Origin of the sequence: Brevibacillus sp. BC25 (assembly GCF_000282075.1) — a bacterium.
In the GTDB taxonomy this organism is placed as follows: Bacteria; Bacillota; Bacilli; order Brevibacillales; family Brevibacillaceae; genus Brevibacillus.
In genome coordinates this window covers 25,365-46,927 of sequence record NZ_AKIX01000108.1, presented here as the reverse complement: position 1 = coordinate 46,927, position 21,563 = coordinate 25,365, and the positions used below count along the sequence as shown (strand labels likewise).

Annotated in this window: 24 protein-coding genes; 12 read left to right on the top strand and 12 right to left on the bottom strand. The window is 46.6% G+C overall.

The window, feature by feature from the left end:
• Positions 1 to 604: 604 nt before the first annotated feature.
• Entirely contained in the window at positions 605 to 1,543 is a 939-nt protein-coding gene (locus PMI05_RS24145; protein ID WP_007727533.1) for an ABC transporter substrate-binding protein, read from the bottom strand.
• A 219-nt stretch (positions 1,544 to 1,762) separates the two neighbouring features.
• Between PMI05_RS24145 and PMI05_RS24140 the strand changes: the two genes are divergently transcribed.
• Both PMI05_RS24140 and PMI05_RS24135 read left to right on the top strand, forming a co-directional pair.
• Positions 1,763 to 2,305, top strand: a complete 543-nt coding sequence (locus tag PMI05_RS24140; protein ID WP_007727532.1) for an RNA polymerase sigma factor — start codon at positions 1,763 to 1,765, stop codon at positions 2,303 to 2,305.
• Positions 2,289 to 3,671: a hypothetical protein gene (locus PMI05_RS24135; protein ID WP_007727531.1), complete on the top strand. Its 1,383-nt coding sequence runs from the start codon at positions 2,289 to 2,291 to the stop codon at positions 3,669 to 3,671. The genes PMI05_RS24140 and PMI05_RS24135 overlap by 17 nt, the downstream gene beginning before the upstream one ends.
• 49 nt (positions 3,672 to 3,720) lie before the next feature.
• On the opposite strand, the gene PMI05_RS24130 is transcribed toward PMI05_RS24135, so the two are convergent.
• Together PMI05_RS24130 and PMI05_RS24125 are read right to left on the bottom strand one after the other, a co-directional pair.
• Positions 3,721 to 4,212, bottom strand: coding sequence for a GyrI-like domain-containing protein (locus tag PMI05_RS24130; RefSeq protein WP_007727529.1), 492 nt, complete (start codon positions 4,210 to 4,212; stop codon positions 3,721 to 3,723).
• 51 nt (positions 4,213 to 4,263) lie between these two features.
• Positions 4,264 to 5,523: a hypothetical protein gene (locus tag PMI05_RS24125; protein ID WP_039961293.1), complete on the bottom strand. Its 1,260-nt coding sequence runs from the start codon at positions 5,521 to 5,523 to the stop codon at positions 4,264 to 4,266.
• A 249-nt stretch (positions 5,524 to 5,772) separates the two neighbouring features.
• Here PMI05_RS24125 and PMI05_RS24120 point away from each other — a divergent pair, with 249 nt between their 5' ends.
• On the top strand, positions 5,773 to 6,189 hold the full coding sequence (locus PMI05_RS24120; RefSeq protein ID WP_007727527.1) for a VOC family protein: 417 nt from the start codon (positions 5,773 to 5,775) through the stop codon (positions 6,187 to 6,189).
• A gap of 77 nt (positions 6,190 to 6,266) precedes the next feature.
• On the opposite strand, the gene PMI05_RS24115 is transcribed toward PMI05_RS24120, so the two are convergent.
• Positions 6,267 to 6,647, bottom strand: a complete 381-nt coding sequence (locus PMI05_RS24115) for a VOC family protein (protein WP_007727525.1) — start codon at positions 6,645 to 6,647, stop codon at positions 6,267 to 6,269.
• 158 nt (positions 6,648 to 6,805) lie between these two features.
• Here PMI05_RS24115 and PMI05_RS24110 point away from each other — a divergent pair, with 158 nt between their 5' ends.
• Both PMI05_RS24110 and PMI05_RS24105 read left to right on the top strand, forming a co-directional pair.
• Positions 6,806 to 8,536, top strand: coding sequence for an ABC transporter ATP-binding protein (locus PMI05_RS24110; RefSeq protein ID WP_039961291.1), 1,731 nt, complete (start codon positions 6,806 to 6,808; stop codon positions 8,534 to 8,536).
• Position 8,537: 1 nt separating this feature from the next.
• The gene (locus tag PMI05_RS24105; protein ID WP_007727522.1) at positions 8,538 to 10,379 is read left to right on the top strand and encodes an ABC transporter ATP-binding protein; all 1,842 of its coding nucleotides are present in this window, start codon (positions 8,538 to 8,540) and stop codon (positions 10,377 to 10,379) included.
• A 57-nt stretch (positions 10,380 to 10,436) separates the two neighbouring features.
• Here the strand turns inward: PMI05_RS24105 and PMI05_RS24100 are convergent, their stop codons facing one another.
• The 3 genes from PMI05_RS24100 to PMI05_RS24090 all read right to left on the bottom strand — a co-directional run bounded on the left by PMI05_RS24100 (position 10,437) and on the right by PMI05_RS24090 (position 12,279).
• A complete protein-coding gene (locus PMI05_RS24100; RefSeq protein WP_007727520.1) occupies positions 10,437 to 11,174 on the bottom strand; it encodes a bifunctional 2-polyprenyl-6-hydroxyphenol methylase/3-demethylubiquinol 3-O-methyltransferase UbiG in 738 nt (245 codons plus the stop codon).
• Positions 11,171 to 11,929: an MBL fold metallo-hydrolase gene (locus tag PMI05_RS24095; protein WP_007727519.1), complete on the bottom strand. Its 759-nt coding sequence runs from the start codon at positions 11,927 to 11,929 to the stop codon at positions 11,171 to 11,173. The genes PMI05_RS24100 and PMI05_RS24095 overlap by 4 nt, the downstream gene beginning before the upstream one ends.
• An 83-nt stretch (positions 11,930 to 12,012) precedes the next feature.
• Positions 12,013 to 12,279: a CD3324 family protein gene (locus PMI05_RS24090; protein WP_007727518.1), complete on the bottom strand. Its 267-nt coding sequence runs from the start codon at positions 12,277 to 12,279 to the stop codon at positions 12,013 to 12,015.
• Positions 12,280 to 12,552: 273 nt separating this feature from the next.
• Between PMI05_RS24090 and PMI05_RS31685 the strand changes: the two genes are divergently transcribed.
• The 4 genes from PMI05_RS31685 (at position 12,553) to PMI05_RS24080 (ending at position 14,003) form a co-directional block, all read left to right on the top strand.
• A complete protein-coding gene (locus PMI05_RS31685) occupies positions 12,553 to 12,675 on the top strand; it encodes a hypothetical protein (protein WP_255344521.1) in 123 nt (40 codons plus the stop codon).
• 32 nt (positions 12,676 to 12,707) lie between these two features.
• Positions 12,708 to 12,857, top strand: a complete 150-nt coding sequence (locus tag PMI05_RS31450) for a zinc ribbon domain-containing protein (RefSeq protein WP_238543350.1) — start codon at positions 12,708 to 12,710, stop codon at positions 12,855 to 12,857.
• A gap of 13 nt (positions 12,858 to 12,870) precedes the next feature.
• Complete coding sequence (locus PMI05_RS24085; RefSeq protein ID WP_007727516.1) at positions 12,871 to 13,086, top strand: hypothetical protein; 216 nt, start codon at positions 12,871 to 12,873, stop codon at positions 13,084 to 13,086.
• An 86-nt stretch (positions 13,087 to 13,172) separates the two neighbouring features.
• Entirely contained in the window at positions 13,173 to 14,003 is an 831-nt protein-coding gene (locus PMI05_RS24080) for a prohibitin family protein (RefSeq protein ID WP_007727515.1), read from the top strand.
• Between the two features lie 47 nt (positions 14,004 to 14,050).
• Here PMI05_RS24080 and ahpF read toward each other — a convergent pair whose 3' ends face one another.
• Together ahpF and ahpC are read right to left on the bottom strand one after the other, a co-directional pair.
• Positions 14,051 to 15,580 carry an alkyl hydroperoxide reductase subunit F gene (gene ahpF / locus PMI05_RS24075; RefSeq protein ID WP_007727514.1) on the bottom strand — a complete coding sequence of 510 codons (1,530 nt, stop codon included), beginning with the start codon at positions 15,578 to 15,580 and terminating at the stop codon, positions 14,051 to 14,053.
• 13 nt (positions 15,581 to 15,593) lie between these two features.
• Positions 15,594 to 16,157, bottom strand: a complete 564-nt coding sequence (ahpC, locus tag PMI05_RS24070; protein WP_007727513.1) for an alkyl hydroperoxide reductase subunit C — start codon at positions 16,155 to 16,157, stop codon at positions 15,594 to 15,596.
• 309 nt (positions 16,158 to 16,466) lie between these two features.
• Between ahpC and PMI05_RS24065 the strand changes: the two genes are divergently transcribed.
• Both PMI05_RS24065 and PMI05_RS24060 read left to right on the top strand, forming a co-directional pair.
• A complete protein-coding gene (locus PMI05_RS24065) occupies positions 16,467 to 16,958 on the top strand; it encodes a PH domain-containing protein (protein WP_007727512.1) in 492 nt (163 codons plus the stop codon).
• A gap of 2 nt (positions 16,959 to 16,960) precedes the next feature.
• Positions 16,961 to 18,475 carry a PH domain-containing protein gene (locus tag PMI05_RS24060; protein WP_007727509.1) on the top strand — a complete coding sequence of 505 codons (1,515 nt, stop codon included), beginning with the start codon at positions 16,961 to 16,963 and terminating at the stop codon, positions 18,473 to 18,475.
• Between the two features lie 41 nt (positions 18,476 to 18,516).
• Here PMI05_RS24060 and PMI05_RS24055 read toward each other — a convergent pair whose 3' ends face one another.
• Positions 18,517 to 18,909, bottom strand: a complete 393-nt coding sequence (locus PMI05_RS24055; protein WP_007727508.1) for a VOC family protein — start codon at positions 18,907 to 18,909, stop codon at positions 18,517 to 18,519.
• A gap of 155 nt (positions 18,910 to 19,064) precedes the next feature.
• On the opposite strand from PMI05_RS24055, the gene PMI05_RS24050 reads away from it, so the two are divergent.
• Complete coding sequence (locus PMI05_RS24050; protein WP_039961286.1) at positions 19,065 to 19,775, top strand: DUF421 domain-containing protein; 711 nt, start codon at positions 19,065 to 19,067, stop codon at positions 19,773 to 19,775.
• 34 nt (positions 19,776 to 19,809) lie between these two features.
• Here PMI05_RS24050 and PMI05_RS24045 read toward each other — a convergent pair whose 3' ends face one another.
• Complete coding sequence (locus tag PMI05_RS24045; protein ID WP_007727504.1) at positions 19,810 to 20,670, bottom strand: S-layer homology domain-containing protein; 861 nt, start codon at positions 20,668 to 20,670, stop codon at positions 19,810 to 19,812.
• Between the two features lie 36 nt (positions 20,671 to 20,706).
• A complete protein-coding gene (locus PMI05_RS24040) occupies positions 20,707 to 21,537 on the bottom strand; it encodes an MBL fold metallo-hydrolase (protein ID WP_007727502.1) in 831 nt (276 codons plus the stop codon).
• Positions 21,538 to 21,563 lie beyond the last annotated feature (26 nt).

The following is a 21,563-nucleotide window of genomic DNA, read 5'->3' as shown; positions in this document are numbered from 1 at the left end:
CTCCGCTCGGTAGGACTCCACAAGTCGCTACGTCTGGAAATATTCTTCTCTGTCGTGACTGATTAGATTCTTCCATCTTTTAAGGCTTTTAAAACCCGTCTAACACGGAAAGCTCGTAGAGGAAACAGGAGAAAAAAGCGAAGATCTTTGGTACACCGACCGAGGCGCAATGAAAAAAAGGGAAACAAGCTTTTAGCGTCCACCTCTGAGAAACCTCCTGAATAGACGACTTTGGACGCGGGTTTCGCTTTTTTTCATGGAGCCGGGCAGTGAATCCCCCAGCGGGTGGGACAAGAAGCTGAGCGTTTTCTCCTGTTTCCTCCCCCCACTACAGCCCGATAAACGTGTTTTAAAAGAAATAAAACCGCCTCCATAAAGGAGACGGCATATATCGAGCTCGTTAGTTTTGAGGTGTTACCGATCATCACGTGCGACGCATCTACCTCCAGTATGAAGTTAGAAGCTTAAAGCAGTGTACGGTTTCCCTTACTCACTAGGTGATCGTGTAAATCATCCATGGCACATCGCCTCCGTAAAGGACTACAGCCTGATTGAGAACACACCACCGAGCTCGATGAGTATAGTATGAGCAAAGCCCATCTTTTTATTCACTCATCTTTAGCATCTGTTTTCGAATCGCATTTAAAAACGATTGGTTGCTGTAGGCCGTGCCACCAGCCAATCCTGGTTCAACTGCATTCATGTACATTTGACCTGCTTTGACTGCGCGTAGGTTTGTCCATGCAGGCTGCTCTTGCAACTGCTTGAAAGCGGGCTGGTCTTCTTTGTTGACCATCACAAACAAGTAGTTGGGATCTTCTTTTGCCAAAGCATCCATAGAGAGTGCGGTACGCTCCTGTATATTCGCGACGACATCTGGGACAGGCAGGGCCAAGTCTGTATATAACAGGTAATTGTACCGTTCATCTTTCGGATAGGCGTAGAAGGAGCCTTCTTGGAACCACAACGTTAGCACTTTCTTCTCTGGAAGTGGAGTGAGCTTGTCGCGGAGTTCCAATGCGTTTTGCTTCACTTTACCTACGAAAGTATCCAAATTAGCATCTTTTCCACGAACATCAGCGAGCAGACGCAAGTTTTCTTGCCAATAAGCTCCGTTCGTAGAGACGGGAATGACGGATGCAGCGGTTTGCAATTTAGCCAAGTCTTCCTTGGAGGTCTTGTCGGTTGTCATGATGACGTCAGGTTCGAGGGCAACCAGCTCACCTAGGTTATCTGCAATATTATAAGGGAGATGCTTGGCGTTTCTGGTCATGGCTTGATATTCCGCCGGAAACTTTCCGTTTTTATCCATCGTAGCTGCGACAGGCGGGATTCCCAGCAAGAAAGAGTCTTCATACGAAGCAGGGAAGCCTACGAAAACAATATCTTTGGTTCTGGCCGGAATTGTATAAGTGTTACCCAAGTAATTGATCGATCTGGTCGGTTTCGATGCCGCTGAATCGCCCGTTTGTCCACTATTGCCGCAGGCTGCCAGGACGAGGAGCAAAGCGGCAATCGGGATAGCTAATAGCCGTTTATACATACAGGTCACTCCGTTCTTACGTCTTGTGTTATCAGGAAAGTAGCAGGACTCATGTAAATTATAGGCTACCCGATCCGTCCGTCGCTGTTGCATTCCTGAACATTTTCAAACATTCTGCTGTAACCTTTTTCCTGCTCAAGACACTAATTGGTATCCGAGAAAATTTTCGCTATAGGAAAGTAGTCGATCAGCCGACAGCAAGAGAATGGAGGAGCTTTTTTGTATGAAGAAATGAAACATCAGGTCATGGCCATCTATGAGCGGCATTATCATGATGTGTATCAATTTTTGCTGTACTTTGCCGGCAGTCAGAATGATGCAGAAGATTTGACGCAGGAGGTTTTTTTGCGAGTGATTCGATCGCTTGAACGATTTGAAGAGCGATCTGACGTGAAGACATGGCTGTTTGCGATCGCGAAGCATACAGCGATGAATTACTATCGAAAACGCAAGTGGCAAAAGCTGTTGTCAGGGGACTGGCTGTCTGTCGTGATGCCAGCCTCGGAAGGGAATCCGGCACACGAAGCGGAAAGCCGGGAGGACGAGCAGGAATTGATTGCCGCGATTAAGGGACTGCCACCGCATTACCGCATGGTTGCCATTCTGCGTGGTATTAAAGAGTACAGCGTCAAAGAGACAGCCGAAATACTGGGTTGTTCAGAATCAAATGTGAAAACGACGATGCACCGGGCACTGAAGTTGCTGCATGGCAAACTGACGCATACGAAGAAGGGGGAGTTGTACAGTGGATTGGCAAAATGAACGAGATATGCTGGAACGGTTAGCGACTCTGCAAAAAAGTACACCCCCACGTAAGGAGTTTGTACAGAGTTTACGTACAGTGCTGGAAGAAGAAACAATTCGGGTCGGCAAGAGGAGACGGCTGTTCATGAATCCGTTGAAAGCGGGGATGACAGCAGTCGTGATCGCTTCTGGCTTTGGGCTGTACATCATGGCCGGGTTGGGGCAAAACGAACGCGTGGACCCTCAGGTGACGGCAACAAGTAGTCCGCAGCTTCCCGCTCATCCTGTATACGAACAGGCGAAGAAGCTGCTGCAAGAATTGGCAGGTCGAGATGCAAGCCAATATGCGGTAAACGGCATGCTGTCCAATACAGAAACAGGTCATGTCGTGATGAACAAGACGGTTAACAACATACCGGTTCTGGAAGACCAATACACATTTACGATAGACAAGGCGGGCAGGCATCATATAAAAGAGATACAGACAGACGATACGACACGCATGGTCTTTCCTGATCCCAAAAAGGCAATGCCAGTGAAACAGGCTGAGCAAATTTTTGGGCAAAGTGCCCGGCTCCTCTATTCAGAGGGAGAAGGGCGATTGCAGTACGAGTTTCCATTTTCAGGTTTTATCGATGCCATCACAGGAGAAATTTACCCCACAGAACGCTATCATCCCGATTATAGTCTCGTAGAAATGCCGCCAATTCCGGTGAAACCGGGAGGCATAAAGCTGGTAGCTCCGGACATGGAAGAAGCAGATAGACTTTTTCGGGAGTGGGGATTCGAGCCTCCGTTTTCCTTCGTAGTTCATCAAGGCTCAGGCGTACATACGTACAAAATAGAGACGCGAATTAAACAAAAAATGGAACTGACCGTGGTGACAGAAACAGGCGATATTCTCGACTATCGGTATGGTAATATCCCTGAGAAAGAGGAGAAACTCCCTCATCCGAAGCAGGAAAACGTTCAAGAAGCAGCTAAGCAGTTTCAGAAATACCTTCCGTTAGACACCAAAGAACTACTACTTGGTCCTGCCACTAAAAAAGGCAACATCGAAACATATCAATTCTTCAAGTCCCATCAGGGAGTACCGATTATGGGGGGGTATACGGTTCATTTTGATGTGGACAGGAAACAGGTGATCGGAATCATTCCCCCGTATGCCGAGGAGTCTAAACCGCTTCCTGACAAAAGCAACGCAATGTCACGGGAAGACGCGACTAGCGTATACGTCACCAATCGCCCGCTCCGATTGGTCTACAAGCTGATGGAGAACCCAACTACAGGAAGATTAGAGCCGCGTCTCGTCTATCATATTTATTATCACGATAACCCGCTTTATATGGTAGATGCGCTGACAGGGGAGTGGGTGCGTAGATAATAACATCGTAACAACAGAAAAACCAGGGAGAGAAATCCCTGGTTTTTCACTATATCTCATATTTGAATAGAGGAACGTAAATATCAATTTCATTGTCTTCTTGCTCTGGCTTGTAGCGCTCGTCCCAATACTCAAAATCAAATCCGGCATAATCATATCCCGATTCGCAGAGCCAAGACCCGTAAAGAAAACCATACGTCTCGCCCAAGTTTGTCTCGGGCCCCTTGTGTGTTACTTTTGCAAATTTCCCCGCAGGAATCGTGTGACTGACCATCCCTTCAGGAATATCGGCCAGGCTGGAAACTTCGACGCCAATTAGGGTGGTAAAAGGATCTACCGCCGCATCGAAGTCAGCTTTGTCAGGATAGATTTGGATCAGATATTCGCCCTCACCAACCTGATGGTGAATCTCGCTTTTTCTAGCTCGCAAAGCTTCAGTCGTAGTAGCGGAGAGTTTTTTGCCCAAGTCTTCTGTCACATTCGCCGTAAAAGTGATACCAATTACGTGCGTTTCCTCACGGGAGAGAATAGTTGGCTCCATGAAACAACGTCCTTTCGTGTAGAAGAATAGGGAACAGAGCTAATCCAGCAGCTATTTCAGTTCTCTGGCATATATCTTCGTCCCATCATGCGTAAACGTACCGATATATTTCTTGCCGCCTACCGTGTATTGCATGGAGACGGTTTCCTTGCGCGGGGGTGTGAGCAGCTTGTGCGGAAACGGGAATGGTTGCTTATTCGCCACGTCTGCAACGATTTGTGTGTCTGTGTGAAAGAGTTTGCCAGTCTGTTTCAAATGCTTGAGTTGCTCTGGTTTATCCAGCTTGTAAGGAAGGGTTGTGGTTGGTTTGTCCATCGCATTGATTTTCTGGAAGAAATACCCATCCTTAGTTTTCGACACGGCAATAAATTGTCCGTCACTCGTCTCTTTCAGAAAGGCATACTTTTTCGAAGCGAATGTCCCTTTTTTATTCATCAATAAGTAAAATTCTTCATTGTCTTTTTTGCCTGACACGATAAAAACACCGGAATGGAAGTTGGATTCCACTTTGTAATTTCGGGATGGCTTCAGCACGACTTTTCCTTCGTGCGTAATAAAGTGGGTCATGCCATTTATTTTCACGCGATGCAATCCTTCGCTGTATCCCATGTACTCATCAAAGAACGGCTTCGCGTGTATTTTTCCATTCATGTCTTTTAAACCGAATTTGTAGGATAATATTGCGCCATCCTTTTTGTTGTATTGGACAAAAGGGTAGTGCTGAATATCGAAAGTTGTAGCTCCCGTATATTCACTTGGGATCGTGAATAGTTCCTCATCTGTGATCTGCTTGGATGTTTTCGTACGAGCATTATACAGATAAGACGTATAGCTCGTAGGGGAGTACAAAAACCATTCTCCGTCAATTTGCGTAAAATAATTGTTGTAAGCACCTAATTCCTGTGTGTTGCCTTGTTGATCGAAAATAATAAACGAGCTGTTGCCATAGAACGTAATAATATGAAAAAAACCGTATCCGTCTTGCAACGGACTCGTGTACCCCGGATATGCTAACGATTCCTGCTGATCGATTACTTTCCCGGTAGGAGAAACAAGGGCAAAATGAGGGAACCATTGCTGCTTGAACTCTTTGTAAAAGGGATCGTTTGGACTCGATCCTGCAAATGGTACGAAAAATGGTTCCGTTAGACCAGGTGGTACCTGAATCTCTTTTTCTGTCGGAACGTACTTGAGTACTGTCGTTTCTGGTCTGTCTGAACGGATGGCCGTTTCGGAATGTGCGACAGAAGGAACGATTGATAGAGTAAGGCTTAGAGCTAGCAGGATGTTGAGGTATTTGGCCTTTTTCATAGGTAGAATCACTTTCTCTTTCCATTTTTGTGTGTAGAAGGTAGACGTTTCTTGAAAGATGAATGTCACGCATGTGTTTATCTTACAAGATTTGGATGTAGTAGAATAGGGATTGCTTTGGCTCATTTCGCTGTCCTCGGTCTAAAGCCACATACCTTCGTGGCAAAATAGCAATCCAGAAGAAGCCTCGCGCAATCGGGAATGATAGGATATAGACATCAAGGAAAACCCCCTGAGGAGGAATCACACATGGCTTTGCAATCCAATCAAATTTTCGTCAATTTACCGGTGAAGGACCTCAACAAATCGATCGACTTCTTTACGGCGATCGGCTATGAATTTAACCCGCAATTTACAGATCAAAATGCAGCATGCCTGGTGATCGGCGAAAACATTTTTGCCATGCTGCTCGTTGAAGAGTTTTTCCAAACGTTTACGAAAAAAGAGCTGACGGATTCAACCAGAAGCACCGAGGTCATTGTCGCGTTGTCTGCGGACAGCAGAGCGCAAGTCGATGAGATCGTAAACAAAGCATTTGCTGCGGGTGCAACTCCATCGAAAGACAAGGTTGACCATGGCTTTATGTACAGCTGGAGCTTTCAAGATTTGGATGGCCATCTGTGGGAGTTCTTGTATATGGATCAAGGCGCTGTTCCACAGGAATAAAAGACGGAGTAAACGAACTGAGGGCAAAAAGCATGGGATCGAAGTGGTGATTCCAGCTTTTTGCCCTTTTTGTCAATTCAATACTGGCACATCCCAAGTGGATTCCCGTCTGGGTCAAAAAACGTCAGCACCTTCGTAGACCCAAATTCATCAATCTGGGTTACCCTTACTCCACGCTCTGTTAACAGCTGATGTGCCGCCTCAATGTCCGAGGGAAGAAAATTATAGTATTTGTCGACACCAAAATGATTTTCCGGAAATGTCATCGGTTGATGGTTCTCTACGCGGACGAGACAGATCACGGTGCTTGATTCATCGGAAATCCGCATCGTAATCGCTTCCTCTTCCACAAACAAAGGTCTGCACCCAAGCTTTTCTTCATACCATTTTGCAGACGCACCCGGGTCCGTCACAGGTATAAAAACCCCTTCCATGCCTTTTAACAGTGATTGAGCCATCCTTTCATCTCCCATTCGAACAAAAATCTATCACCTAATATTTCGACGACGATGATAGGAAAAACCTGTAAGCCCCACGCTTTCGTTTTGACAATCCCTCGTGACATTTCGCTAGCTAAGCGTTATCTTGTACGTAAGAACACAGATGGGGTGAACGGATGCGCTTCTACACAACCTACATAAAAAAATACGGCGTAGTCGCCGGGATTTCCATGTTTTTCTTAGCCTTGGAGGCGATATGTGATCTTTTGCAGCCGACGCTCCTGTCACACATTATCGATGCGGGTGTAGCAAACCGGGATATGGACTACGTGCTCAAGACAGGCGGGCTGATGCTGCTCGTTACGGCGTTGGGGGCAGTCGCGGCATCGATCCGCAATTTGCTAGCCACATATGTTTCGCAAAACTTTGGTGCGCAGCTGCGTGCAGATTTGTTTTCAAAAGTGCAGTCCTTATCCTTTGAAAACTTGAACAAGTTCGACAGAGCCTCGCTCGTGACACGCCTGACCAATGACGTCAATCAAGTGCAGATGTTTGTGAACGGCATGATGCGAATATTCGTCAAGGCGCCGTTGATGTGCATTGGCGGGTTGTTTATGGCAACCCAATTGAACGTGAATTTGGCTGTGATTCTCGCAATCGTTGTACCCATTGTGGGCCTATTTATTCTCTTGAACATGAAAATCGGTTTCCCGTTCTTTCTGAAAGTACAGCAGGCGCTCGACAGAGTGAACGGTGCGATGCGTGAGTATTTATCTGGCGTACGAGTCGTTAAGGCATTCAATCGTTTTGATTTTGAACGTGGCAAATTTACACGGGCAAACGAAGAGCTGCAATCCAAATCGGTATCGGCTACGCGGGTAATGTCTATCTTCAGTCCCGCGATCATGCTGACGATGAACCTCGGAATTGTCGCGGTCCTTTGGCTTGGGGGGCTTGGCGTAGAACAAGGTAGCATCGAAGTCGGTCATATTATCGCGTTTACGAACTACATGACGCAAATTTTGTTTTCACTCATGATGATTTCGCTGGTATTTAACATGTTTGTGCGAGCCAAAGCATCGGCAGGACGTATCGAAGAAGTATTTGCTGAAGAAAACCAAATGAGCTGGAAAGAGGTACAATCTCACGAGCTTCCAGGCAAAAAGGGACGTATCGACTTCGAGCAGGTCAGCTTCTCGTATGACGAAGGTGGCGGTCAGCCAGTACTCAAGCAGATTTCGTTTACTTGTCTGCCTGGGGAGACCATCGGGATTATCGGATCGACAGGCGCTGGAAAAAGCAGTTTGGTTGGCTTGATTCCACGGTTTTATGATGTAACGGAAGGCACGATTCGGGTAGATGGCATAGATGTACGAGACATTGAACCCAAGCGATTACGTGAAAAAATGGCGATCGTACCGCAAAAAACAATGCTGTTTACAGGCACGGTGATGGAAAACATTCGTTGGGGCAAGGCAGAGGCGACCCACGAGGAGGTCGAGCAAGCGGCACGTATGGCGCAGGCTCACGAGTTCATCTCCGCCACTCCTGAAGGCTATGAGACACGCGTAGGGCAGGGAGGAGTCAACTTCTCTGGGGGACAGAAGCAGCGTATTTCCATAGCTAGAGCCTTGGTGAAAAAGCCGGAAATCCTCATTCTCGATGACAGTACCAGCGCGGTAGATGTGGCGACAGAAGCGAAGATTAAGGATGCGCTTCGAGCCTATGCGGCTGGCCTCACCTGCATCTTGATCGCACAGCGGATTACGTCTGTCATGGATGCGGATAAAATCATCGTGCTCGACAATGGAGAAGTCGCGGGCATCGGTACGCATGATGAATTGATAACCTCTTGCCACGTATATCAGGAAATCTTTCAGTCACAAATCGGCCGGGAGGTGAAGTAAGGTGAGTCAACAGAAGCAACAATCTGTCTTTTCACCGAGACCTGGCAGAGGCTTTGGACATGGTGCTGCCAGAGGTCCAGTGAGTAAGCCCAAGAATTTTTCGGGTACGCTAAAAAGGCTCTGGCAAGCTTTTGGGAAAGAAAAAAAGCTGCTGCCGATTGTATTCGGCATAGTATTTGTCGATGCACTACTCATGCTGTCTGCGCCTTATTTGATCGGAAAGTCGATTGATGCGATGACAGGTGGCGAGGAAGCTCTTAGCTTTTTGTCTATCATCATTCTTGCCCTGCTCGGCTCGTACATTTTGGATGGGGCACTGACGTTTTTGCAAAGCTGGTTGATGGCAGGCATCTCGCAACGGATCGTCACGAATCTGAGGCAAGCCCTTTTTGACAAGCTGCAAAAGCTGCCGATTGCTTATTTCGATGGGCGTACGCACGGGGAGTTGATGAGCAGGCTCACGAATGATATCGACAACGTCAGCAACTCCATCTCTCAATCCACAACGCAATTGATGTCAGGCGGGATCGTGATACTTGGTTCGCTGGTGATGATGCTCGTCTTGTCTCCGATCCTGACACTCGCATGCCTGATCACGGTGCCACTCGTGTTTCTGCTCACACGCACGATTGCCAAACGAACGAGTGTACTGTTCAAAAATCAGCAGATGGAGCTGGGCAAGCTGAACGGGCACATTGAAGAGACGATTTCAGGTATTCAGGTGGTGCAGGCCTTCAATTATGAGCAAAAGGCCATTGAGGACTTTACGACGATCAATGACCGGCTCTGCAAGATCGGGATGAAGGCACAGGTATGGACAGGCTTTCTCATGCCGATCATGAACGTGATCAACAACCTCGGCTTTGCCATGGTGGCGATTGTCGGAGGCGTTCTCGCTATAAAAGGATTGATCACAGTAGGTGTTATTGCGAGCTTTCTCAGTTATTCCCGACAGTTTGTCCGTCCGCTGAACGACCTCGCGAACATTTTCAATGTGCTTCAATCCGGTGTTGCTGGCGCGGAGCGTGTGTTTGAGGTATTGGATGAACAAGAGGAGCCATTGGATTCTCCGGGTGCCACTGTGCTTGCACAGCCCAATGGTCACGTCGTCTTTGATCAGGTCAGCTTCGGCTATCGTCCGGATCAATTGATTTTGAAAAATATCAGCTTCGAGGCACAGGCAGGCAGCACCATCGCGTTAGTCGGACCAACGGGTGCAGGCAAGACCACCATCGTGAATTTGCTCACGCGGTTTTACGATGTGACCTCAGGAACGATTTATTTGGATGGAAAAGACATTCGAGAGTATTCGCGCGACAGCTTGCGGCGCAGCTTTGGCTTTGTTTTGCAGGATACGTACTTGTTTTCCGGTACCATCAAGGAGAATATTATGTACGGCAAGCCGGATGCAACAGATACGGAGGTAGTAGCCGCTGCGAAAATGGCAAATGCGGACGTGTTCATCAATCGACTCCCGATGCGTTATGATACGATGCTGACGGAAAATGGAGGCAACCTGAGTCAGGGACAGCGCCAGCTTTTGGCGATTGCCCGCGTCATACTCGCCAAGCCTTCGCTGCTCATACTCGACGAAGCGACAAGCAGCATCGATACACGGACAGAGCTGAATATCCAGGATGCGCTCCTCACTATTATGGAGGGGCGTACGAGCTTTGTGATTGCACACAGACTTAATACAATTCGGGATGCCGACACGATTATGGTTGTGGATCGGGGAGAGATCGTGGAAAAAGGCAGTCATGACGAACTTATCGAACAAAAAGGTACCTACTATCAATTGTTTTACAACCAGTTTAAAAATCTGGAGGCTGCTGGGAAATAACAGAGCACCCCGTCCAAACACGGTAATGACGTGGAGGACGGGGTGCTTTTTTTATAGTTAGGATGCTGGTTTGCTGGCGGCGATCAACAAGAAGAGCGGCCGACGGATTTCGTCTCGCATCCCGGGTATATCCAGCATTTCTTCAGGAGGACCAGGTTCAGCGACTTTTGTAAGGTGAAATCTGGCAGCAAGGAGATCGTTCATATAGCTTGAAAGCGTTCGGTGATACTTGACGACTTCATGATCCAGAAAAGTGGTTTGCCGGATGCCTTCCTGCTGATAGTTGTCCACTGGCCAGTGCAAGCGTTCGCCCCCGGGTCCGTAATGCCAGTCCTGTTCAGCCAGAGCAGTGAAGACGGGATGCTCCACGGAGAAAACGAAGGAACCTCCAGGAGCAAGACAGTGATAAACACGTTGGCAAAGCAAGTCAAAGCGCTCCACATAATGGATGGCCAAGGAGCTGATGACGACGTCGAAATCCGCTGGAGCAAAATCAATGTCTTCAATCGGAAGACGGAGATACTCGATGGCGGGATCAGTTGTCGTCTCTCTGGCACGAGCCAACATTTTTTCGGAAAGGTCGACACCTACAACGGAGCGGGCCTGCTGCTCACGCGCATATCGGCAGTGCCAGCCGAAGCCACAGCCTAGATCGAGCACTTTTTTCTCGCGAAGGGAAGGCAGTAGCTCCCGGAACGCGTGCCATTCTCCTGCGGCGTTCAGTCCCTCAACCAAACGAGCCATTTGACTGTATGTGGTGAAAAAACCTTGCTCATCGTATTTGTTCTGTTTCATCCGTTCAAAACCTCCTGGGTCGGGTCGTAGGCCTGGATCAGTTCCCGCAGCGCTTGCTTGACGTCCCCACGAAACGATCCACCGTGATAGCAAATCAACTGCTCGATGTCATAATCAAGCAAGCGGCGGACAGAGCGAATTGCTTCCTGCATATCCAGCGTATAGGACGGATTGGCGATTTCGAGTCTACTGTTCTCGATCACAACAGCATCTCCGGCAATCAGCGTTTTGCTTGCGATCAAATACAACGAAATATGTCCCGGCATATGTCCAGGTGTATGAATGACCTCGATGCCGCCACACCAAGGCAGGCGTTCGTGATTCGTTACGGTTCGATCAACCGCAGTGGGCTCGATGGACTGCAAAAAGCGAATAAATTCCTTAGCATTCTGCTTTTCACCCGGCGACAGATGGTCCAGTGTTGATTGCGCCTGTTCCAATCGCAAAGATGTTTTTTGTCCAGCGATGTATGGTGCTTCGGATTCGTAGGCGATGATTTCGAGGTGCGGATAGGTTCTTTTTAACGCTGCCAAAGAACCGATGTGATCCATATCGTGATGCGTCACAATGACCTTCGTAAGGGCGTCGAGCGTAAGCTGTTGCTTGTGTACGGCCTCCTGAAGCAGTGGCAAAAAGTCCGGATAACCACAGTCCACAAGGATTATTTCATGCTCATCCTGCAATAGCACCGGGGTAATGACCTGTGCAGATCCATTGTACATAAACGAAATGTCGAGAAAGTGAATCTGGTTCATACGTTGTGCCTCCTGACCAACTGATCTTAAAAAGGAGTGTAACGCAATTGGGGAACAGACACACGGCCGACCTTTTCTCTGTCTCATTTATGTCCACGAATAATGCGCCGAATACTGTGTTTGGTCAAGTAATGTTTCTCGGCGAGCATTTTGACAGAAGCCCCTTCGCGATAGGCCTGCCAAATCGCTTGATTGCGCTCGCTTAGCCATTGCTTTGTGTCTGTGGAAGCGCCCCATTGTCTTTTGTTTTCATGGTGGATCGGGATGTACAAGTAACTTCCTTGTACATAATGCTGAACCTGCCGCAGCAGATCGTCTGGCAATAGGTCTTGTGCATTTTTGTATTTCATATGCTTTGCTCCTGTCTATATAGCGTGATGTGCGTATATAGATGAGCAAAGAGATCCTCAACTCAATATCGGGAAGGCTCTGAACCAAGAGAAAGGGGAACTCTTTGCTCAGAGCCGTAATCAGCTCTTCGTACATAAGGGTCTCGCATATGAATCATCTCCCTTCTTGTCTCTATAGTAGTGAGAATGGGGAGTTCCTTCAACAATCTTCTTTGCCTCCCTTTCCAAATAAAGGGTATGATGAGGGGGCTGTGGATAATCGAATGAGTTGAGGTGGTAAGATGTTGGGAGCATGCGGAATATGCAACGAAAATCTGGATCAAAACAACCAGTGCAGATGTACAAGGCAAGAGAGGACTTCGTCAGATCGGAACAGTGGACGCAGAGGATGTATAAAATGCGGCTGCACGCGTACAACGGTGACACAGATGTCAGCTACAGGCGGTGGCTTATCGCGCATGTTGAATGTTCAGTATCAGGTATATGATGTAATCAGTTGCGTGAATTGCGGTTATAGTGAAATGTATAAACAAAATTCTTCGTCAACGATGAATATTGTAGATTTGTTTTTCGGATAGGAGATGCAATGACATGAGTCTTGGTGGCTTTCAAAGCGGCTTTTCCGCCCGCAAGGTTCCACGATCGGAAGTGCGTTGGGGGCAGTTTTTAATATGCAATCACGGGTGTGAGGAAGTAATTCAATTGATTTCGCATGTATCTGGTGAAGTTGAATTTGAGCTATGCAAAATCGAGGCAGAGCGTATGGCACATGTTCTTTTAGAAGCATCGAAAGCAGAGCGCTCATGACATGTATTTTTCATAAATTTCTTGAAACTTATAGCCCACTCCCTCGTATAAATGAATGAGCATGTATAGATAGAGGGAGGACGAGTATGAGCGACAAAAATGTTGTAAAAATGAGTCCCTTTCAAGCAGGAGGAAAGCTGATCGCAACGATTGTGATACTGGTCGCGTTGGTCTTGCTTGGCACGCAATCTTTTACGATTATTTCCGCAGGGCACAGTGGAGTTGTGCTGCAACTGGGAGCGGTACAGCCAAAAGTGCTGCAAGAGGGCATGCATTTTAAAATTCCGTTTATCCAAACCGTGGTGCCGATGGAAGTGCGGGTACAAAAATCAGAAATGAGTCAGACGTCTGCTTCACGTGATCTGCAAACCGTATCTACGACAATTGCCGTTAACCATCATTTGGATGCAGAAAGTGTCAACAAACTGTATCAACAAGTGGGATTGGAGTACAGTAGCCGAATTGTTGATCCTGCCATTGCGGAATCATTTAAAGCCGTGACCGCTCAATACACAGCAGAAGAACTGGTATCCAAGCGTTCCGAGGTCAGCCAAAAGGTAAAAGAAGTTCTGCATAAAAAGCTGTCAAACTATAACATCATCCTCGACGAAATCAATATTCGCGAGTTTACTTTCAGTGATGAATTCAACCGCGCCATTGAATCCAAGCAGGTAGCCGAGCAGCAAGCGCTCAAATCGAAGCTGGATCTGGAGCGGATCAAGATCGAGAAAGAGCAAGAAATTACGAGAGCAGAAGCACAGGCACAAGCGCTGCGACTGCAAAAGCAAGAGGTTACGCCAGAGCTGATTCAGCTCAGACAGATTGAGGCGCAACTCGAAGCGATCCGCAAATGGGATGGAAAGTTGCCGAACGTAACGGGTGGAGCTGCTCCGTTTATCAACGTGGGTACCCAATAACCGAATAAATGAACAAAGCCACTCCTTGTTAAGGAGTGGCTTTGTTTTTAGTTGCGGATGAGATAATCGAAAGCTCCCAAAGCCGCAGTAGCACCAGATCCCATCGAAATGATGATCTGTTTATAAGCACTATTCGTGCAATCACCGGCTGCAAAAACACCAGGGATGTTTGTAGAACCATGGCTGTCTACCACGATCTCACCAAAGCGAGTGCGCTCAATCGTTTCGCCCAACCAATCTGTATTCGGTACCAGACCGATCTGTACAAACACACCTTGCAATTCAATGTGCTTGGTTTCACCTGTCTCACGTTCGATGTAAGAAATGCCGTTTACTTTATCCGTACCCGTAATTTCTTTGGTTTGAACGTTTTTGAGTACAGTGACATTTGGCAGACTGTAAAGACGATCTTGCAATACCGCGTCAGCTTTCAGTTCTGGCGAGAATTCCAGAACCGTTACATGTTTCACAATACCTGCGAGATCAATCGCTGCTTCCACACCTGAATTACCGCCACCAACAACTGCAACATCTTTACCTATGAACAAAGGACCATCGCAGTGAGGGCAATAAGCTACACCCTTGTTCTTGAACTCTGCTTCACCTGGTACACCCAGATTCCGCCAACGAGCACCTGTCGACAAGATGACTGTCTTACTCTTCAGAACAGCGCCGTTTTCAAGTTCAATTTCGATTAAATCCTTCTTCTCTAAACGCTTGGCACGTTGCAGCTTCATGACATCAATGCCATACTCTTTCACTTGCTTCTCCAAGTTGGCAGCGAGCTGAGGACCTTCAATGTATTTCACACTGATGAAGTTCTCAATGCCCAATGTGTCATTGACTTGACCGCCAAGGCGTTCAGCAACGAGACCAGTACGAATCCCTTTGCGTGCTGCATAGATCGCCGCACTAGCACCTGCTGGGCCACCGCCGACAACAAGCACATCATAAGGGTCTTTATTGTCAAACTCAGATGCGTCTGGAGCAGAACCCAGCTTGGCAAGAATTTCTTCCACAGTCATACGACCGCTTTCGAAAAATTCACCATTGAGGAAAACGCTTGGCACAGCCATCACGTTTTTGCTCTCTACCTCGTCCTTGAAAACGGCACCGTCAATCATTGTATGAGTAATACCAGGATTGAAGATACTCATCAAGTTCAGAGCTTGGACAACATCTGGACAATTGTGGCAACTCAAGCTGATGTAAGTTTCGAACTTATATTCACCACGAAGGTCTTTGATTTGATCAATGACACTTTGCTCGACCTTTGGAGCTCTTCCGCTAACTTGCAAGAGAGCCAATACCAAGGAAGTAAATTCGTGACCCAGTGGAGTACCAGCAAAAACGACGCCAGTATCTTCACCGACACGGTTTACGCTAAAGCTAGGTGTGCGAGTTAGTTCTGCTTTCTCCACACTGATCCTCAAAGACATGCTGGCTAACTCATCAATCAGTGCAAGCATCTCAGAAGATGCCTCATCGGTGCCTGCACTGACTTTGAGTACAATATCGCCTTCCAAGAGCTCGAGATATTGTTCTAGTTGCGCTTTGATTTCTTGGTCAAGGGCCATTTTATATCACACCTTAAATTTTGCCTACGAGATCAAGGCTTGGTTTCAGTGTTTTGCCACCTTCTTGCCATTTTGCTGGGCAAACTTCACCTGGATTGTTGCGAACGTATTGTGCTGCTTTGATTTTGTTGATCAGAGCACTTGCATCACGGCCAATGCCACCTGCAGTAATCTCAACAGCTTGAACTACACCGTCTGGGTCGATGATGAATGTACCGCGATCTGCCAGACCTTCAGCCTCGATCAATACATCGAAGTTGCGTGAGATAACATGGGAAGGATCGCCGATCATGATGTATTCTACTTTACCGATTGCTTCAGAGCTTGAGTGCCATGCTTTATGAGTGAAGTGAGTATCTGTAGAAACGGAGTATACTTCAACACCGAGTTCTTTCAAAGTTGCATATTGGTTTTGCAGATCTTCGAGTTCAGTAGGGCAAACGAAAGTAAAGTCTGCTGGGTAGAAGCATACTACGCTCCATTGACCTTTGAAGTTTGCTTCTGTTACTTCGAGGAATTTACCTTTTTGGAATGCTTGTGCTTTAAACGGCAATACTTCAGTTCCGATGAGTGACATAGTGTTAGCTCCTTTATATGGTTTTTTGTATAGTACATATTCAGGACATGCGTTACGAGGCATGCTTGAATATAATTTACAATGATTATTATTTAATAAATGATTCAGTAAGTCAAGTTTTTTATAATGATTATAATGTGATAATTTTTACAAGCCGTTTTCTCCATTATTTAGTATGATTCGAACGGCATAAGAGTATTCGTTTGCTGCATGAAAAATTGACGATTCGTCCGTAGAAACCTGGCGGATTGTTTTACGTATGAATGAAAGAGCGAATTGATAGCGTGATTAACATACAGGAGTGATGATATGCCATCTCCAATTAACGCACCGCAGAAGAGCTTGTCCAAGGATGCGTTCAAGGTACAGCTTATTACCCAGGGGATTACAGCTGTAATCGGACTTGTTATTTTGGTCGTACTTTATTATCTAGATAACCGTTTTCTATGGAAGGAATGGATCGGATGGAGTCTGCACGGATTGCTCGTTATCGGTGTGATCGCGACGATTTGGTCTTTTGTCGAGCCGTATTTTTTATATAAAAGCTGGCGGTATGATATCGACGAAGACTTCCTGCAAATGAAATTCGGGGTGATCATAGAGCGACATTTCCTTGTCCCCATGACGAAAATCCAAGCAGTCTCAACGAAACAAGGACCGATTTTACGAAGGTACGGGCTGTACACTATCTCGATAAAAACAATGGGCTCCTCGCACGAGATTCCAGGACTGCCGGGAGATGTCGCTTCTCAATTAAGAGAACAGATTGCTCACTACGCCAAATTAAAGGAAGTGGAGTAGTGATGGAAGCAAAACGATATCATCCTCTAAATATCCTTTTTGATCTCATTATCCAAGTAAAGCATCTGTTTTTTCCAGCGTTGATTTTGTTTGTGTTCAATTATGACTCGACGAATGCATTCATTACGTACGGGAGAATTGTTTTTTACATCTATGTAGGAGGGATGCTGGTCTATCTGGTTTTGAAATGGGTTTCGTACAAGTATAGGCTGGATGATACGGCTTTTCATCTTTACGAAGGAATTTTTACGAAGACAAAGCAAACGATCCCCTTTACCAAAATCCAAAACGTCAATCGACATACGACGTTGCTGCACCGGATTTTTCAAGTGACATCTATCCGCTTTGAGACAGGGATGGTTGGGGATGATTCGACCGTGGAATTCGCGGTGATTTCGCTGAACGAAGCGGATCGACTGGAGGCTTACACGAAACAGGCAGTGCGATTAGAGAAAGAGCCTGTAGCTAAAGGGAAAGAAGGAGACGCGACCTTTTCGGAGGAAATCAGTACGCCGTATACCACTCCTGAGCGAATCATTCACTTTACACCAACGAAAAAAGAGATTATCAAGGCTTCCTTCACTTCTCTCAGCTTCCTCGGGATGATTACGTTACTGGTATGGGCGTATTTCAAGCTCACCGAATATATCGACGTGGAGGAGCAGGTAGTAGGTATTTATTCGCTTATTACGAGCTCGTGGACATGGATCACGCTGACAGCCGTTGGACTTCTTGTCCTATCCATCGTATTTGGCATGGTCACGACCTATATTCGTTACGGAAAATATGAGATTTCGTCCGATCACGAACGGATTTACATTGCCAAAGGAGTCATCGAAGAAACAGCTTTTTCGATCGCAAAAGAGAGAGTACAAGCGATTAAAATCAAACAATCCTTGTTAAAGCGCATGTTGGGCCTCGCAGAAGTCAAGCTGACAGTTGTCGGCGGAGATAATGATTCGGATAAAGATAAACAGGATGTCAGCTCCCTCTATCCATTTTTACCGGTAAAACGGGCGTATGAGATGATCTCAGAAATATTGCCCGCGTATGAAGTGACGGAAGAAATGACGAGCCTCCCTCAAAAATCGTTATGGGTTCGCTTGCTCAGATCGAGCTGGATTTGGATCATAGGCATTGGTGCGCTTTCATACTTCAAGCCGAATATTTGGGGGTGGGAGCAAGCGTGGTGGGTTATATCCATTGCGTTGATACTGGTCGTCCTGGCCTTCGAGGTCATTGAATTTACCAACACGCGATACACCTTGAATGATCACTTTATTCAGTTCCAAACAGGGAGCCTAACCAAGACTTTATTTGTGTCAAAACGAGAGAAGATCATAGAGGTCAACGTCAAAAGAGGTCTCCTGCAAAAGAAGCTGGGGCTTGCTTCGATCAAAACGGTCAATCGCGCCAAACCCGTGAGTCATAAAGGGGTAACAGATGTGCCGATTGAGTTGGCGGAAGGGTTTTATCAGTGGTATATGGGACGTAGAAAAGAGATCAAAGTAGAATAGAAAAAGAAGGGACGTAGAAGGAAAAGATGAATCTTTTCCCTCTACGTTCTTGTGCTTTCGAACAGCTCCAGCCATTCCCCATCCGGACCTTTGAAGAACATATAACGCGAACCGTTCGGCAAGGTGGTTATTTCCTGATCGATAAAGGATACATGTAGCTGCTTCAAACGGTCGATTTCAGCTTCGAGGTTGTCCACAGCAAACGCCAGATGGTGGACCTTGCCCTCTACTGGCAGTGAATCGCTGTATCCGTGTATGAGCTCCAACTCTGTCTCAGTGCTTCCCGGAAATCCAAGAAAAGCAAGGGTAATGACTCCGTTAGAATGAGCGAGCTTTCCTTTTAGCTCCATCCCAATCACTTCGGTGTAAAAGGCAACTGAGGCGTCCAAATCTTTTACCATCAAGCCCACATGCTCCAGTTTTTTGATCGCCATATGACTTCATTCCTTTCTACGTGTATGATTTTTTCTATTGTAGAAGATTTTGTAGAAAAAGTCTGTATGACCAAGCAGTCATGACAGGTTTTCCAATGATAAACATGGCTATAATTGGGGGTATGGTGCAAATTTCGTCATCCCCGGGGTGGAGCATGGAGTCTATTGTGGAAATGGTTGCGAGAGCAGTGCTCGCTTTTGCTATCATGATGATGATTACAAGGATGTTGGGCAAGCAGACGATTGCGCAAATGACGTATCATGACTTTGTCGCGGCAATTACTTTGGGGGCGCTGACAGCAAATCTTGCCTTTAACAACATGGCCAAAATATCGCACATGCTCGTAACGCTACTCACTTTTGGTGGTATCGCCTATTTGTTGATGATCCTCTCCCTGAAAAGCCGGAAGATGCGAAAATGGTTTTCGGGCCAGCCGACGGTGATCATCCAGGATGGAAGAATTCTCGAAGATAACATGCGCAAGCTGAAGCTGTCTTTGGATACGCTGAATCAAGAGCTGAGGGAGAGAAACATTTTTAATATCGAAGAAGTTCAATATGCTGTGCTGGAGTTGAACGGAGAGGTATCGATTCTGCGAAAACCGCAGTTTCTGCCTGTCACTCGCGGAGACTTGAAACTGAAAATGGGGAAGAGGCAGACATTCCCGATTGAATTGATCATGGATGGCCAAATCATCCAGAGCAATTTACGCCAACATAGCTTGACCATCGAGTGGCTACTCTCACAGGTGGGCAAAAAAGGCTTGAGCGTCGCGGAAGTGAATTACGCCGTGATTAGCTCCAATGGACATATTTATTTCGATCCGTATGATGATCGTATCAGCAATCCGATCGACAAAGAATAAGGATTCGCAAAAAAACCTCCGAGATGGAGGTTTTTCATTTGCTCGAGTATTGGCTGAGTGTCCCTGTTTGCTTCAAATAGTTATAAAATCTGTGCAAAATAGTGACAGCTTCCGCGCGAGTCAGCATTTCTCCACCCTCGAACTTACCGTTCCATGCAGTCATGATCCCTGTTTTTTGCAAGAGGGCGAGGTTGGTTCCAATGATTCCACTGTAGTCATCTGTAAACAATATTTCATCGCCATCTTGGCCAAAGAGAAGCGGATACAGGATGTTCGTTTGGTCTCTTCCATCTTCGTTGTACCGACCATCCTCCTGAAAAAAGTCTTCAGGCGAGTTTGGGTCAAGCGAATACTGACTCAAGACGATGGGAATATCCCGCATGCCAGAAAGGATTTGTAAGACCTCTGCCGCTGGAATGTCTTGGTTTTCTAACATAAAGACGGGCAGGACGTTTGCCGCACCAATTCGATTTAGTTTCGTGTCTGGGAAATAAAGGTAGCCATGGGACGAATAGCGGACAGCGTTCCACCAGTCTCTTGTGACAATTGAGCTAATCTCTGTGTACGCCCAGTGATGTTTAGGCACGTCGGCAAATTTCTCGATGTGATAGTCGCCGTAATTTGTCTTTTGGTTAGCTTTGTACGGTCTGTAACGATCAAACAGACGATAAATCATAACAGTCATTTCTGCCTTGTCTACCAATCTTTCAGGCTGGAAGCGACCGTCAGGATAACCGCTCACGACTCCCTTATCTACCATGAAGGAGATCGAATTCATGGCCCAGCCGTATTTCTTTGGATCGACATCATTAAATTTCGGTGCAGCATGAGAAACCGCAGGATAAATACCGGATAATCCCAGAATGAGTGCAAGTAACACCGTGATGACTTTCATATGTTCTCCTCTCTTTTTTCTATGAAATTGTAAGGATTATCCTTCTAGTATACTATCCGGTGCTGGAAAAGGAAGATGTTCTGCAAGGACAGATGTGACGATATGCAACGAGTCAAACTCGCCAGACGAAGCCGTAATGATCGGCGGTTTAGAAGGAAACAGTTGCTTGTTTATTTCATGGGGAGAAAGCCCTTTGCTATGCAAATGCAGGATTTCACCAGACAGATTCTCCAAATGCTCCAGCTTTTGTTGCAAGCGTGTTTTCCCGTCAGGATGATATCCGGAATGGGCGCAAAAGATCGATTGGAAGTCACAAGCGAGAACCGTACGAAGGGAATTCATCAAGGTGGGGATCGATTCTTCTCGTAATATGACCTTCGTTTTCACACCCATAAAAAGATCGCCACAGAACAAGCGACCGGTCCTTTCGTCCAATAAGGCTATATGGTCATGGGCATGACCGGGGGTATCAAGTACTTTCCATTCGATGGAGCGAGAGTGATGGACGTCACCCAAAGGTTGGGCCACAAAAGGATCACGAATCCCCCAAGTAAGCTTACGGTAGAAAGGGTACTGTGCTTTTTGGGAGCAAATGTCCACTCCTTTTTCGTGAATGAAAAGAGGGACCTGTTTATGCTGGGCAATCCACGCGGCGGTACCGACATGGTCTTCATGGCTGTGCGTCAGTACGACCGAATCAAACGAGGCTTCCTGAAACCGGTGAACGAGAGCTTGCTCGAGTACTTTCGGGCCAGTATCAACCAGCATGCCATCCGTCACGTAAACAGTAATCCCTGATTCCCAATCCCCTACGCGAACAATCCCTTCTAGACATGCCACGTCTTCATGATGATGAATGTGAATCATACCGCACACCTCCCATAGTGATGGGC

What these genes read in the sequence shown, in the direction of transcription:
- PMI05_RS24145 (WP_007727533.1), bottom strand. Translation starts at nt 1,543, where the DNA reads ATGTATAAACGGCTATTAGCTATCCCGATTGCCGCTTTGCTCCTCGTC.
- PMI05_RS24130 (WP_007727529.1), bottom strand. Translation starts at nt 4,212, where the DNA reads ATGGAGCCAACTATTCTCTCCCGTGAGGAAACGCACGTAATTGGTATC.
- PMI05_RS24125 (WP_039961293.1), bottom strand. Translation starts at nt 5,523, where the DNA reads ATGAAAAAGGCCAAATACCTCAACATCCTGCTAGCTCTAAGCCTTACT.
- PMI05_RS24120 (WP_007727527.1), top strand. Translation starts at nt 5,773, where the DNA reads ATGGCTTTGCAATCCAATCAAATTTTCGTCAATTTACCGGTGAAGGAC.
- PMI05_RS24115 (WP_007727525.1), bottom strand. Translation starts at nt 6,647, where the DNA reads ATGGCTCAATCACTGTTAAAAGGCATGGAAGGGGTTTTTATACCTGTG.
- PMI05_RS24110 (WP_039961291.1), top strand. Translation starts at nt 6,806, where the DNA reads ATGCGCTTCTACACAACCTACATAAAAAAATACGGCGTAGTCGCCGGG.
- PMI05_RS24100 (WP_007727520.1), bottom strand. Translation starts at nt 11,174, where the DNA reads ATGAAACAGAACAAATACGATGAGCAAGGTTTTTTCACCACATACAGT.
- PMI05_RS24095 (WP_007727519.1), bottom strand. Translation starts at nt 11,929, where the DNA reads ATGAACCAGATTCACTTTCTCGACATTTCGTTTATGTACAATGGATCT.
- PMI05_RS24090 (WP_007727518.1), bottom strand. Translation starts at nt 12,279, where the DNA reads ATGAAATACAAAAATGCACAAGACCTATTGCCAGACGATCTGCTGCGG.
- PMI05_RS31450 (WP_238543350.1), top strand. Translation starts at nt 12,708, where the DNA reads ATGTCAGCTACAGGCGGTGGCTTATCGCGCATGTTGAATGTTCAGTAT.
- PMI05_RS24085 (WP_007727516.1), top strand. Translation starts at nt 12,871, where the DNA reads ATGAGTCTTGGTGGCTTTCAAAGCGGCTTTTCCGCCCGCAAGGTTCCA.
- PMI05_RS24080 (WP_007727515.1), top strand. Translation starts at nt 13,173, where the DNA reads ATGAGCGACAAAAATGTTGTAAAAATGAGTCCCTTTCAAGCAGGAGGA.
- ahpF (WP_007727514.1), bottom strand. Translation starts at nt 15,580, where the DNA reads ATGGCCCTTGACCAAGAAATCAAAGCGCAACTAGAACAATATCTCGAG.
- ahpC (WP_007727513.1), bottom strand. Translation starts at nt 16,157, where the DNA reads ATGTCACTCATCGGAACTGAAGTATTGCCGTTTAAAGCACAAGCATTC.
- PMI05_RS24065 (WP_007727512.1), top strand. Translation starts at nt 16,467, where the DNA reads ATGCCATCTCCAATTAACGCACCGCAGAAGAGCTTGTCCAAGGATGCG.
- PMI05_RS24060 (WP_007727509.1), top strand. Translation starts at nt 16,961, where the DNA reads ATGGAAGCAAAACGATATCATCCTCTAAATATCCTTTTTGATCTCATT.
- PMI05_RS24055 (WP_007727508.1), bottom strand. Translation starts at nt 18,909, where the DNA reads ATGGCGATCAAAAAACTGGAGCATGTGGGCTTGATGGTAAAAGATTTG.
- PMI05_RS24050 (WP_039961286.1), top strand. Translation starts at nt 19,065, where the DNA reads ATGGAGTCTATTGTGGAAATGGTTGCGAGAGCAGTGCTCGCTTTTGCT.
- PMI05_RS24045 (WP_007727504.1), bottom strand. Translation starts at nt 20,670, where the DNA reads ATGAAAGTCATCACGGTGTTACTTGCACTCATTCTGGGATTATCCGGT.
- PMI05_RS24040 (WP_007727502.1), bottom strand. Translation starts at nt 21,537, where the DNA reads ATGATTCACATTCATCATCATGAAGACGTGGCATGTCTAGAAGGGATT.